The organism is Streptomyces flaveolus, from assembly GCF_044765825.1.
Taxonomy (GTDB): domain Bacteria; phylum Actinomycetota; class Actinomycetes; order Streptomycetales; family Streptomycetaceae; genus Streptomyces; species Streptomyces flaveolus.
The window spans coordinates 88,381-101,535 of sequence record NZ_JBIWKU010000017.1; the positions used below are offsets into that span (position 1 = coordinate 88,381).

General features: G+C 72.2%; 10 protein-coding genes. 3 read left to right on the top strand and 7 right to left on the bottom strand.

Annotation, left to right across the window (positions count from 1 at the left end; translation table 11 throughout):
* The first annotated feature begins 1 nt into the window (after position 1).
* Both ACIRG6_RS35700 and nuoN read left to right on the top strand, forming a co-directional pair.
* Positions 2–1,573, top strand: a complete 1,572-nt coding sequence (locus ACIRG6_RS35700) for an NADH-quinone oxidoreductase subunit M (RefSeq protein ID WP_318213935.1) — start codon at positions 2–4, stop codon at positions 1,571–1,573.
* Positions 1,570–3,228, top strand: a complete 1,659-nt coding sequence (nuoN, locus tag ACIRG6_RS35705; protein WP_364681882.1) for an NADH-quinone oxidoreductase subunit NuoN — start codon at positions 1,570–1,572, stop codon at positions 3,226–3,228. The genes ACIRG6_RS35700 and nuoN overlap by 4 nt, the downstream gene beginning before the upstream one ends.
* Before the next feature lie 77 nt (positions 3,229–3,305).
* Here the strand turns inward: nuoN and ACIRG6_RS35710 are convergent, their stop codons facing one another.
* A complete protein-coding gene (locus ACIRG6_RS35710) occupies positions 3,306–3,905 on the bottom strand; it encodes a Uma2 family endonuclease (protein ID WP_403326006.1) in 600 nt (199 codons plus the stop codon).
* A gap of 232 nt (positions 3,906–4,137) precedes the next feature.
* On the opposite strand from ACIRG6_RS35710, the gene recQ reads away from it, so the two are divergent.
* The gene (recQ, locus tag ACIRG6_RS35715; protein ID WP_403326009.1) at positions 4,138–6,129 is read left to right on the top strand and encodes a DNA helicase RecQ; all 1,992 of its coding nucleotides are present in this window, start codon (positions 4,138–4,140) and stop codon (positions 6,127–6,129) included.
* Between the two features lie 33 nt (positions 6,130–6,162).
* On the opposite strand, the gene ACIRG6_RS35720 is transcribed toward recQ, so the two are convergent.
* The 6 genes from ACIRG6_RS35720 to ACIRG6_RS35745 are packed head-to-tail and all read right to left on the bottom strand — an operon-like array spanning position 6,163 to position 12,988.
* Entirely contained in the window at positions 6,163–8,892 is a 2,730-nt protein-coding gene (locus ACIRG6_RS35720; protein ID WP_403326011.1) for a fumarate reductase/succinate dehydrogenase flavoprotein subunit, read from the bottom strand.
* Positions 8,893–8,903: 11 nt separating this feature from the next.
* On the bottom strand, positions 8,904–9,692 hold the full coding sequence (locus ACIRG6_RS35725; protein ID WP_403326014.1) for an ABC transporter ATP-binding protein: 789 nt from the start codon (positions 9,690–9,692) through the stop codon (positions 8,904–8,906).
* The gene (locus ACIRG6_RS35730; RefSeq protein WP_364681876.1) at positions 9,670–10,572 is read right to left on the bottom strand and encodes an ABC transporter permease; all 903 of its coding nucleotides are present in this window, start codon (positions 10,570–10,572) and stop codon (positions 9,670–9,672) included. Before ACIRG6_RS35730 ends, ACIRG6_RS35725 begins: the two co-directional genes overlap by 23 nt.
* Positions 10,569–11,924, bottom strand: coding sequence for an ABC transporter substrate-binding protein (locus tag ACIRG6_RS35735; RefSeq protein WP_364681874.1), 1,356 nt, complete (start codon positions 11,922–11,924; stop codon positions 10,569–10,571). The genes ACIRG6_RS35730 and ACIRG6_RS35735 overlap by 4 nt, the downstream gene beginning before the upstream one ends.
* A 13-nt stretch (positions 11,925–11,937) precedes the next feature.
* A complete protein-coding gene (locus ACIRG6_RS35740; protein ID WP_010986276.1) occupies positions 11,938–12,165 on the bottom strand; it encodes a 4Fe-4S dicluster domain-containing protein in 228 nt (75 codons plus the stop codon).
* A gap of 34 nt (positions 12,166–12,199) precedes the next feature.
* Positions 12,200–12,988: a GntR family transcriptional regulator gene (locus ACIRG6_RS35745; protein WP_239765395.1), complete on the bottom strand. Its 789-nt coding sequence runs from the start codon at positions 12,986–12,988 to the stop codon at positions 12,200–12,202.
* Positions 12,989–13,155 lie beyond the last annotated feature (167 nt).

Here is a 13,155-nt window from a genome sequence, read left to right on the forward strand (position 1 = left end):
GATGTCCTTTCCCCTGCTGACAGCGACGGCGGTGGTCCCGGCCGTCGGGGCGATCGCCACGGCCGCCGTGCCGGCCGCGAAACGCGGCTTCGCCAAGTGGCTGGCGCTGGCCTTCTCGATCGCCACCTTCGTCCTCGCCGAGCTGGTGGTCGTCCGCTTCGACCCCGGCGGCGACCGCTACCAGCTCACCGAGTCGCACTCCTGGATCGCGGACTTCGGGGTGCGGTACGAACTGGGCGTGGACGGCATCGCCGTGGCGCTCATCGCGCTGACCACCCTCCTCGTCCCCTTCATCATCCTCGCGGGCTGGCACGACGCCGACCCGCTGGAGACCGGCAGCAAGCGGTGGCGGCCGACGCAGGGCTTCTTCGCCCTGATCCTGGCCGTCGAGGCGATGGTGATCATCTCCTTCGAGGCCACCGACGTCTTCCTCTTCTACATCTTCTTCGAAGCCATGCTGATCCCGCTGTACTTCCTGATCGGCGGCTTCGGGGACCGGGCCCACGAGCACGGTGAGAAGACGGCCGCCACGCAGCGGTCGTACGCGGCGGTGAAGTTCCTCCTCTACAACCTGGCCGGCGGTCTGATCATGCTGGCCGCGGTGATCGGGCTGTACGTGGTCGCCGGGAGCTTCTCCCTCACCGAGATCGCCGAGGCGCGGGCCAACGGGTCGCTGGACATGGCGACCACCACCGAACGCTGGCTGTTCCTCGGCTTCTTCTTCGCCTTCGCGGTGAAGGCGCCGATGTGGCCGCTGCACACCTGGCTGCCCAACGCGATGGGGGAGGCCACCGCGCCGGTCGCGGTGCTCATCACGGCGGTGGTCGACAAGGTCGGCACCTTCGCGATGCTCCGCTTCTGCCTCCAGCTGTTCCCGGAGGCGAGCAAGTGGGCGACGCCCGTGATCCTCGTCCTGGCGGTGATCAGCATCATCTACGGGGCGCTGCTCGCGGTCGGCCAGCGCGACATCAAGCGTCTGATCGCCTACGCGTCGATCTCGCACTTCGGCTTCATCATCATGGGCATCTTCGCGATGACCAGCCAGGGCCAGTCCGGCGCGACCCTGTACATGGTCAACCACGGCATCTCGACGGCCGTGCTGATGCTGATCGCCGGCTTCCTGATCTCCCGGCGCGGCTCGCGGCTCATCGCCGACTACGGCGGTGTGCAGAAGGTCGCCCCGGTGCTCGCCGGCACGTTCCTGATCGGCGGCCTGGCCACCCTGTCGCTGCCGGGTCTCGCGCCCTTCGTCAGCGAGTTCCTGGTGCTGGTGGGCACGTTCACGCGCTATCCGGTGATCGGCATCATCGCCACCTTCGGCATCGTCCTCGCCGCGCTCTACACCCTCGTCCTGTACCAGCGGACGATGACCGGGCCGGTGAAGCCCGAGGTGAGGGCCATGCCCGACCTGCGGGTGCGTGAGCTGGTGGTCGTGGCGCCGCTGGTGGCGCTGCTGATCTTCCTGGGCGTCTACCCGAAGCCCATCACGGACATCGTCAACCCCGCGGTGCAGCAGACCATGTCCGACGTACACAAGAAGGACCCCCAGCCCGAGGTGGAGGCGGCCAAGTGAGCGCATCAGCCGTCCACAGCCTGTGGACAACGGCGGCAACGGCGGCCGACCCGATCGCGAAGATCGACGCACCGAAGATCGAGTACGGGCAGCTCGCGCCCACGCTCATCGTCATCGGCGCGGCGATCGTCGGAATCCTGGTCGAGGCCTTCGTGCCGCGCAGGTCCCGCTACTACGCACAGATCTTCGTCTCCGTCGTCGCGCTCGTCGCCGCCTTCGCCGCGGTCGTCGCGCTCGCGGCGCGCGGATACGGCACGACCAAGGCGGGCATCGCGGCGATGGGCGCCATCGCCGTCGACGGGCCGGCCCTCTTCCTGCAGGGCACGATCCTGCTGGCGGCGCTGGTCGGCGTGTTCACCTTCGCCGAGCGGCGGCTCGACCCGGAGACGCACGGCAACCGCGTCGACTCCTTCGCCGCGCAGGCCGCGTCCGTGCCGGGCAGTGAGAGCGAGCAGAAGGCGGTGAAGGCCGGGTTCACCACCACCGAGGTGTTCCCGCTGCTGCTCTTCGCCGTCGCCGGCATGCTGATCTTCCCCGCGGCCAACGACCTGCTGACGCTGTTCGTCGCCCTGGAGGTCTTCTCCCTCCCGCTGTACCTGCTGTGCGCGCTGGCCCGGCGCAAGCGGCTGATGTCGCAGGAGGCGGCCGTCAAGTACTTCCTGCTCGGCGCGTTCGCCTCCGCGTTCACCCTGTTCGGCATCGCCCTGCTCTACGGCTACTCGGGCTCGATGTCGTACGGCACGATCGCGCAGGTCGTCGACGGCACCGTGCAGAACGTCACCCCGGCGCTCGCCGGGACCATGGGCAACGACGCGCTGCTGCTCGTCGGGTCCGCGCTGATCGTCATGGGCCTGCTGTTCAAGGTGGGCGCGGTGCCGTTCCACATGTGGACGCCGGACGTGTACCAGGGCGCGCCGACGCCGGTGACCGGCTTCATGGCGGCGGCGACCAAGGTCGCGGCCTTCGGCGCGCTGCTGCGCATCCTCTACGTCGTCCTGCCCGGCCTGCGCTGGGACTGGCGGCCGGTGATGTGGGCCGTGGCGATCGTCACCATGCTGGGCGGCGCGATCGTCGCGATCACCCAGACGGACATCAAGCGGCTGCTGGCGTACTCGTCGATCGCGCACGCGGGCTTCATCCTCGCGGGTGTCATCGCGACCACGCCGGAGGGCGTCTCGTCCGTCCTCTTCTACCTGGCCGCGTACTCCTTCGTGACGATCGGCGCCTTCGCGGTGGTCACGCTGGTGCGCGACGCGGGCGGCGAGGCGACGCACCTGTCGAAGTGGGCGGGGCTCGGGCGCAGGTCGCCGCTGGTGGCGGCCGTGTTCGCGGTGTTCCTGCTGGCCTTCGCCGGCATCCCGCTGACCTCCGGTTTCTCGGGCAAGTTCGCCGTGTTCAAGGCGGCGGCGGAGGGCGGCGCGGCCCCGCTGGTCGTGATCGGTGTGATCTCGTCGGCGATCGCGGCGTTCTTCTACATCCGCGTGATCGTGCTGATGTTCTTCAGCGAGCCGCGGCCCGAGGGCCCGACCGTCGCGGTGCCGTCCCCGCTGACCATGACGGCGATCGGCGTCGGGGTGGCGGTCACGGTGGTCCTCGGCGTGGCACCGCAGTACTTCCTGGACCTGGCGGGACAGGCGGGAGTGTTCGTGCGCTGACACGGCACCCGCCTGTTCGGATACGGCTGCGGCCCGGCACCCTCTGGGAGTGCCGGGCCGCAGAGTGCGTACGAGGGCTACTCCCCGCTACGACGTGCCTTGATCGCGGTCAGGTCCAGATCCATCGGGAAAGGCGCGCTCACCTTCATGCGCTCGCGGAAGATGCCGACGCTGGTGTAGGCGCCGGTGGTGGGCTCCAGCTCGAAGGCGTGGACGACGGCGAGGGCCCTTGTCGTTCTCCACCGCCAGTAGTGGCCAATGCCGGCCCGGGCGTACTTCAAGGGCTTGGTCTCGCGGTCGCGGGAGACGGATTCGGCGGAAACGACCTCGATGGCCAGGATGACGGCCTCGGCGGGGTAGCGAGTCTGCTCCGGATCGTCTACCACGTCGCCCCGCACGACAATGACATCCGGCTCGGGCCGGTTCTGCCGGTCGATGTCGATGGTGAACTCGCGGATGACCTCGTACTGCGACGGTGCGAGGGACTGGAGCTGCCAGTTGAGGAAGTCGACAGCGCGTGAGTGGAAGAGGGTCTGCGGACTCACGAAGACGAGGCTCCCGTCGATCAGCTCCGTGTGCGGAGGCAGGTTCGGAAGCCGGTCCAGGTCGTCCGCGGTCCAGCCGCCTTCCGGCGGGATGGGCCAGGCGGGCTCGGACGCCTTCGGTGGGACGCTCATCAGTGCTCCCATGGGACGGAGTCTCGCGGGTGCAATCAGACTATCCGCCGGAAACGGACGGGTCTCCCGCGAACGTGTGAACGACTGTCGTGTCCTTGACGCGGGTCACGTCGGGCGACCTGTGGACAACTCCGGGGCTGTCGGCGCGGACCCCTATCGTTGAGGCAGTGGTCGGGACAGGACGGGCGCGGCAGGACGTACGGGGGACGGGACGATGGGCGTGATCGGCGAGATGACAGAGACGGCAGAGGCCGGGCGGCTGGACAGCGAGACGCTGGCCACGCTGCACCGGGTCTTCGGGTACGAGGCCTTCCGCGGTGAGCAGGAGGCGGTCGTCGACCACGTGGTGGCGGGCGGCGACGCCGTCGTGCTCATGCCCACCGGCGGCGGCAAGTCGCTGTGCTACCAGATCCCGGCCCTGGTCAGGCCCGGCACGGGCATCGTGGTCTCGCCGCTCATCGCCCTGATGCAGGACCAGGTGGACGCGCTGCGCGCCCTCGGTGTGCGGGCCGGGTTCATGAACTCCACGCAGGACTTCGACGAGCGTCGCGTGGTGGAGGCCGAGTTCCTCGCCGGCGAGTTGGACCTGCTGTACCTGGCGCCCGAGCGGCTGCGGCTGGAGAGCACCCTCGACCTGCTCTCCCGAGGCAAGATCTCCCTCTTCGCGATCGACGAGGCGCACTGCGTCTCCCAGTGGGGCCACGACTTCCGGCCCGACTACCTGGCCCTGTCCCTGCTCGGCGAGCGCTGGCCGGACGTGCCCCGGCTCGCGCTCACGGCGACGGCCACCCACGCCACCCACCGCGAGATCACCGAGCGGCTGAACATGCCGGCGGCGCGGCACTTCGTGGCCAGCTTCGACCGGCCGAACATCCAGTACCGGATCGTGCCGAAGACCGACCCCAGGAAGCAGCTGCTGAGCTTTCTGCGTGAGGAGCACGCCGGGGACGCGGGCATCGTCTACTGCCTCTCGCGCAATTCCGTCGACAAGACCGCCGAGTTCCTGGCGCGCAACGGCATCGAGGCCGTGCCGTACCACGCGGGCCTGGACGCCGGCACCCGCGCGGCGCACCAGTCGAGGTTCCTGCGCGAGGAGGGCCTGGTGGTCGTGGCGACCATCGCCTTCGGCATGGGCATCGACAAGCCGGACGTCCGCTTCGTCGCCCACCTCGACCTGCCCAAGTCGGTCGAGGGCTACTACCAGGAGACCGGCCGCGCCGGGCGGGACGGACTGCCGTCGACGGCCTGGATGGCGTACGGGCTCAACGACGTCGTGCAGCAGCGCAAGCTGATCCAGTCCGGTGAGGGCGACGAGGCGTTCCGCCGCCGGGCCCAGTCCCACCTGGACGCGATGCTCGCCCTGTGCGAGACCGTCCGGTGCCGCCGCGGGCAGCTCCTCGCCTACTTCGGACAGGACCCGGATCCGGCCGGCTGCGGCAACTGCGACACCTGCCTGACCCCGCCCGAGACCTGGGACGGCACGGTGGCGGCGCAGAAGGTGCTGTCGACCGTGGTGCGGCTGAAGCGGGAACGCGGGCAGAAGTTCGGCGCCGGGCAGATCATCGACATCCTGCTGGGCAAGCGCACGGCCAAGGTGATCCAGTTCGACCACGACCAGCTCTCCGTCTTCGGCATCGGCGAGGAGCTGACCGAGGGCGAGTGGCGGGGCGTCACCCGGCAGCTGCTGGCCCAGGGGCTGCTCGCGGTCGAGGGCGAGTACGGCACGCTGGTGCTGACCGAGGACAGCGGGGCGGTGCTGCGGCGGGAGCGGGAGGTGCCGCTGCGCAAGGAACCCGAGAAGGCGGCCACGGCCAAGTCGGCGGGCGGCGGACGTGGCGAGCGCAAGGCCAAGGCCGCCGCGGCCGAACTGCCCGCGGAGCTGCAGCCCGCCTTCGAGGCGCTGCGTGCCTGGCGGGCCGAGCAGGCCCGCGAGCAGGGCGTCCCGGCGTACGTCATCTTCCACGACGCCACCCTCCGGGAGATCGTCACCGTCTGGCCCACCTCGGTCGGGCAGCTCGGGGGCATCAGCGGAGTCGGCGAGAAGAAGCTGGCGACGTACGGGGAGGGCGTGGTCGCGGTGCTGGCGGGACTGGCCGGACCGGCCGCCGCCACGGCGCCCGCGCCGGCTCCGTCGGCCGGCCCGGGCACCGGTTCCGGTTCGGGGCTCGGCGCGGACGACTGGCCCGAGCACGAGGAAGAGCCCGAGCCCGAGGACTGGATATAGGGACGCGCCGGCAGGGCCGCCGCGTCCGCGGCGTCACAACGCCCGCGTCGCGTACGCCCGGACGTCGGCGTCCGTGTCGCTCGTGACGGTCGCGAGCGCCGTCCGGGCGTCCTCGGTGGTGGCCGTGTGCCGGGTCAGGGCCAGGACGGCGGCCTTGCGGACATCGGCGTTCGGATCGGCGAGGACCTTGGCGAGGACGGGGACCGCGGCGTCGGACGCGGCGGCGGACAGTGCGGTGGCCGCGCCCGCCCGCACCTGCCAGGCGGGGTCGGACAGCGCGGCGACCGCCCGTGCCGCCAGCGGGGCCGGGCAGCCCGTCTCCGCCAGCGCCGCGAAGGCCGCGCCCCGGACCAGGGCGTCGGGGTCCTCGGTGAGCCGGTCGTGAGCGCCGCCCGCCCGAGGGGCCGCCCGCAGCGTGCCCAGTGCCTTGGCGACGGCGACCCGGACCTCGCGGGACGGGTCCCCGGCGGCCGGTGAGAGCGACTGGGCGGCGTCCAGGGAGACCAGTCCGCGCACGGCCTCGATGCGCACGGAGGTGTCCGGATCGCCGAGGGCCCCGGCGAACGTGCCGGGGTCGCCCAGCCGCAGGACGCGCAGCAGGTCGAGCGCGGTGGCCCGGACCACCGGGTCGGACCGGTCCAGCGCCCGGACGAGGGGCTCGCCCAGCGCCGGTTCGGGTGCCAGCGTCTCGGCCAGCTCGCGCAGCGAGGCCGCGGCGGCGGCGCGTACCTCGCCGTCCGGGTCGGACAGAGCGGTGGCGAGCGCCGGACCGGTGCCGGCGGGCACGGTCTCGGTCAGCACGGTGACCGCTGTGCGCCGGACGGCGGGCTCGGGGTCGGACAGGTACGGCCGGAGGGTGGCGAGTTCGGGCTCGTTCTCCGCCAGGGCCAGCAGTTCCAGCAGCCGGGGGGAGGACGTCGCGGCCGGTTCGGCGGTCTCGTGGCCGCCGTCGCCCGAGGCCACCGCGGGCGGCGCGCCCGTGGCAAGGGGCGCGGCGTCGCGTGCGCCGGCCGTGGCCACCTGCTCCGGGTGCACCTCGCCGAGGTGCCGGGAGGGGCCGCCGACCGGCGTGAACTCGTCGATCGGCACCAGATAGGGAGCAACGGGACGGGCCGTGAACTCCATCGCGCCGGAGGGGGACTTGTGCAGATCGAGGTGGTGGAACCAGGAGACGTCGTCGCGCTCGGGGATGTCGACGCGCTCGTGGTAGAGGCCCCAGCGGGACTCCGTGCGGGCCAGGGAGGCCCGGGCGGCCATCTCCGCGCAGTCGCGGATGAAGCCGACCTCGGCGCAGCGCATCAGCTCGTGCGGGGTGCGGGCGCCCATCGCCGCGATGTCCGCGCGCATCCGCTCGAAGGACTCCAGGGCGAGCGACAGCCGCGCCCCGGACTTCGGCGGGGCCACGTAGTCGTTCACGAAGCGGCGCAGTTTGTACTCGACCTGGGGCTGCGGCGGGCCGTCGGGGTTGCGCAGCGGGCGGTAGACCAGTTCGTGCGCGGCGTGCAGCTGGTCGGCCGGCAACTCGCCCTCGTACGGCCGGTACCGGGCGGCGTCGGCGCCCGCCAGGTCGCCGAAGACGAACGCGCCGATCATGTAGTTGTGCGGCACGCAGGCGAGGTCTCCGGCGGCGTAGAGGCGGGGGACGGTGGTGCGGGCGTGGTCGTCGACGCGGACGCCGGAGGCGGAGTGGCCGCCGCACAGGCCGATCTCGGAGATGTGCATCTCGACGTCGTGAGTGCGGTAGTCGTGGCCGCGGCCCGCGTGGAAGGTTCCGCGGGTGGGGCGTTCGGTGGAGTGCAGGATCGACTCCAGGGCGGAGACCGACTCCTCCGGCAGGTGGCTGAGCTTCAGGTACACCGGGCCGCGGTCGCTGGCGACCTCCGCCGCGAACTCGGCCATCATCTGGCCCGACCAGTAGTCGGAGTCGACGAAGCGCTCGCCGTGCCGGTTGACCTGGTAGCCGCCGAAGGGGTTGGCGACGTAGGCGCAGGCGGGGCCGTTGTAGTCCTTGATCAGCGGGTTGATCTGGAAGCACTCGATGCCGGTCAGTTCGGCGCCCGCGTGGTAGGCCATGGCGTAGCCGTCGCCCGCGTTGGTGGGGTTCTCGTAGGTGCCGTAGAGATAGCCGGAGGCGGGCAGGCCGAGCCGGCCGGCGGCGCCGGTCGCCAGGATCACGGCACCCGCGCGGACGGTCACGAACCGCCCCGTGCGGGTGTTGAAGCCGGCCGCGCCCACCGCCCGGCCCTCCGCCGTCAGGACCCGTACCGGCATCACGCGGTTCTCGATGCGGATCCGCTCCCGCATCTCGCGCCGCCGAAGCTGCCGGTACAGGACCTTCTTGACGTCCTTGCCCTCCGGCATCGGCAGCACGTAGGAGCCGGACCGGTGCACCTGGCGGACCGCGTAGTCGCCGTGCTCGTCCTTCTCGAACTTCACCCCGTACGACTCCAGCCGCTGGACCATGGCGAAGCCGCGGGTGGCGGTCTGGCGGACGGTGGACTGGTCGACGATGCCGTCGTTGGCGCGGGTGATCTCGGCGACGTAGTCGTCGGGTTCGGCACGGCCGGGGATGACGGCGTTGTTGACGCCGTCCATGCCCATGGCGAGGGCGCCGGAGTGGCGGACGTGGGCCTTCTCCAGCAGCAGTACGTCCGCGCCGTGCTCGGCGGCGGTCAGCGCGGCCATGGTGCCGGCGGTGCCGCCGCCGATGACGAGGACGTCGCAGGTGAGTTCTTCGGCGTCGGTGAGGGCGGGGATCTCCACCAGGGGGCCTTTCAGGTGCCGAGGGATGTCAGGACGTCGCGCCGCAGCGCCACGCGGGCCGGGTCGTCGTGCGCGGCGCGGTCCCGGGGGCGGGGCACGTCGCGTACGGCGGTGAGCCGGCCGGAACCGAGCAGGGCGACCCGGTCGCCGAGGAACAGGGCCTCGTCCACGTCGTGGGTGACGAAGACGACGGTCGCGCCCGTGCCGCGCAGCACCTCGACCAGCAGGTCCTGCATCCCGGCGCGGGTCTGGGCGTCGAGGGCGCCGAAGGGCTCGTCCATCAGGACGGCCCGGGGGCGCGCGGCGAGGGCCCTGGCAAGCTGGGCGCGCTGGCGCTGGCCCCCGGAGACGCGGTGCGGCAACTGCCGGGCGTGCGCGGCGAGTCCGACCCGCTCCAGCCAGGCGGCCGCCTGTTCCCGGCGCTCGGCGCGGGGCAGGCCCTGGATGGCGAGGGGGAGTTTGACGTTGGCGCGCAGCGAGCGCCAGGGCAGGAGGGCGTCCTCCTGGAAGACCAGGGCGCGGTCCGCCCCCGGTCCGTCGATGCGCCGGCCGTCCTGCTCGGCGGTCCCGGCCAGCGGGGGCAGCAGACCGGCCAGGGTGCGCAGCAGCGTCGACTTGCCGCAGCCCGACGGGCCGACCACGGTGAGGATCCCGCCCGGGGAGACGTCGACGTCCACACCGGTCAGCGCGGGGGCGTCCGGGCGGCCGAGGACGGCGCCGCGCAGGGCGAGGCGGGTGCCGCGCGAGGAGCTCCGGGGGCCGGCGGCCGGACGGGTCTCAGTCTCGGACGAGGTGCTCATCGCGTGCCTCCTCGGGCTCGGTGCCCTTGCGTACGGCGGGTACGGCGGGTACGGCGGTGCGGGCGGAGGGTGCGGCCGTGCCGGCCCGCGCGGACCTGGGGCGGGCGGCGCCGGGCACGTACGAAGCACGCGGCAGCCAGCGGGTCAGGCGGCGGCCCAGCAGCTCCACGGCCGTGGAGGTCAGCCAGCCCAGCACCCCGATGGTGGCCATGCCGACGAACACGCCCGGGTAGTCGACGACGGTGTAGTCCTGCCAGGTGCGGTACCCGACGCCGTACTGGCCGGAGATCATCTCGGCGGAGATCACGCAGATCCACGACACGCCGATCCCGACCGACAGCCCGCCGAAGACGCCGGGCAGCGCGCCCGGCAGGACGACCGAGGCGAGCACCCGCCACCGGCCGCCGCCCATCGTGCGCACCGCCTCCTCCCACACGGGGGTCAGCGCGCGGACCGCGTGCCGGGTGGAGACCAGGACCGGGAAGAAGGCGGCGGTGCAGGTGATGAAGACGATGCCCTGTTCGTTGGAGGGGAAGAGGAGGATCGCGACGGGGACCAGGGCGATGGCCGGGATCGGGCGGATCACTTCCAGCACCGGGCCGAGGAGGTCCTCGGCGAGCCGCGAGCGGGCCACGAGCACGCCGGTGGCCACGCCCAGGACGGCGGCGAGCAGGAAGCCGGTGAGGATGCGGGTGAGGCTGTCGGTGAGGTCCGTCCAGTAGTCGGGGCCGGCCAGCCGGTCGGCGAAGGTGCGGGCCACGTCGGTGACGGTGGGGAACTGCGAGAAGCGCAGCCAGAGGTCGATGTCCCGGCTGGTCAGCAGCTGCCACAGACCGAGGGCGGCGGCGAGCGAGGCGACGCGCAGCGCATACCGGGTCACGACGCGCGCTCCAGTGCCTCGGCGTACGTGACGACGCGTGCTCCGCCGTGCCCGGCGCGGTACGCCTCGGCGGTCGCCGGTGTGACGAACGGCAGCAGCTCGTCGCCGTCGGCCACCCACACCGACCGGTCGGCGAACCACAGGGTGCCGGTGGTGGTGTCGGGGACGTAGGCGGCCCGGACGTCGTCGCGGTGCGCGGCGACGTGCCGCAGCAGGGCGGTGGGGGAGGCGAAGGACACGGTCTTGCGCGCGCCCTCGGGCCAGACCTCGCCGGCCGGTTCCGGGGGCGTGGCGGAGAGCCGCTCGGCGTAATGGGCCGGGCCGAGTGCCTTGCGCACGTACCGGTCGTCGACGAAGGCGTCCACGTCCACGTCGCCGGTCAGCTTCGCGTCCTTGAGGACCGACACGTCCTCCTTCAGGGCCGCCACGAGCTGGGGCTTGATCGCCGGGTCGAAGGTGGCGATGCCCTGGGCGCCGTTGTAGAGGTAGACGGCCTCGGCGGGCAGGCCGGTGGCCTTCGCGACCGTCTCGGCGGCGTCCACCGGGTGCGCGTTCAGGTAGTCGGTCGCCTGGGTCTGGGCCTTCAGGAAGGCGTCCAGCACGGCCGGGTGCTTCTTCGCGAAGTCCTCGCGGGCGGTGACCCCGTGGAAGGTGGGCAGGTTCAGCTGCGCACCGTCGTACAGGGCCTTCGCCTTGCCCTGCTGGGCCAGCAGGCCGGGCCAGGCGACGAACTGCGACAGGGCGTCCGCGCTGCCCGAGGACAGGGCGGAAGCGCCCACGGCCGGCTGCTGGTTGAGCTTCTCGATGTCCTTGTCCGGGTCGAGGCCGGCCCGCTGGAGCGCCCGTACGAGGGTGCCGTCGGCGGCCGAGCCGACGCTGGTCGAGACCTTCTTGCCCTTGAGGTCCGTCAGGGAGGCGAGCGATGAGTCGGGTGCGGTGACGATGGTGTTGAGGCCGCCGCGGAGGTTGTAGCCGGTGACCGAGACCAGGCGGGTCGGCTTGCCGAGCTGCTTGCCGCGGGCCGCGTTGATGAGCAGCGGGAAGTCGCCCATCGAGCCGATGTCGATCTTCCCGGCGGTCATCTGCGCGGTGATGGGCGCGCCGGTCGCGTAGTCCTGCCAGTTCACCTTGTAGGTGACGCCGTCACCGAGGGCGTTGAGCTGCTTCTCGAAGTAGCCGAGGGAGCGCAGGAGGGTGCCGGCCGTGACCGTGTTGATCGTCCGGGACTGGTAGCCGACGGTCACGGTGACCGTCGAGCCGTCGGCGGACGCGTCGCCGCCGCAGGCGGTGAGGGGGAGGAGCAGGGCGGCGACGGCCGTGGAGGCCAGGACGGCGGAACGTTCGGGTTTCATGGGAGTCGGCCTCTCACCGCAGCAGGTAGGGCATGTTGACCGTGACGGCCCCGGTGGGGCAGCGGGCGGCGCACGGGCCGCAGTACCAGCACTCGTCGACGTGCATGTACGCCTTGCCGTTGCTCTCGTCGATGGCGAGGGAGTCCAGCGGGCACATGTCCACGCAGAGGGTGCAGCCGTCGATGCACTTCGACTCGTCGATGGTCACGGGCACGTCGGCCCGCTGGGGCGCCAAGGGCATGGCTGTCTCCAGGGATGTGCGCGAAGGAGGGTGGTTACCGGGACCGGTGCAGGAGGCCGCTCATCGCGATGCGGTCACCGCGGAAGCGGATGAACTCCAGGTCGACGGGGCGGCCGTCCGCGAGGTGGGTGAGGCGTTCCAGCATGAGGACCGCCGTGCCGCGCGGCGCCTCGAGCACGGCGGAGCAGTGCGCGTCCGCGGTGACCGCCTCCAGGGTGATCTCGGCGTGGCCGAGGGGCCGGCCGGTGACGGACTCCAGGAGGCGGAAGACGTCGGTGTTCTCCAGGTCGGCGCCGAGCAGGGCGGTGCCGATGTCGAGGGGCAGGTAGGTGAGGTCGAGGGAGAGCGGGATGCCGTTCAGGCGGCGCAGGCGCTCGATGTAGAGGACGTCGGTGCCGGGTGGCACGTGGAGGCGTTCGGCGACCGGGGCGGGTGCCCGGACCGGGACCGTCGTGCGGACCTCGTTGGTGACCCGGCCGTGTTCGTGCAGGGTTTCGGCCAGGCCCATCAGACGGTCCAGGCCGTGGGCGTACTTGCGGGCCACGACCACCGTGCCGACGCCGGGCTGGCGGGCGACGAGGCCTTCGGCGCGGAGCAGGTCCAGTGCCTCACGGACGGTGTTGCGGGAGGCGCCGTACTCGGTGGCGAGGGCGTCCTCGTGGGGCAGCGTGGCGTCGGGGAAGGCCTCCGTGAGGATCTGGCGGCGGAGCAGGTCGGCGAGTTGGCGGGCCCGGTCGGCGCGCAGCCGCCGCCGCGCGCGGTGGGCGGCGACGGTGGTCGCGCCCTGGCCGGCGTGGTCTCGGATGCGGTCGGTGGGGGGCATGGCTGGAACCATACCTATCCGGTCGGGTTTGCGGTGTTGCTGGATTGTTGCGCCACCGAGGGCTCCGCCGGGGGTGGGGGTGAGCTGGGGTTTCCTGGCGGGTGGGGGGAGATGTGCCACCGGGGTGCGGGGCGGGTGGGGTCGGCTGCGGGGGTCCGGTGTGTGCC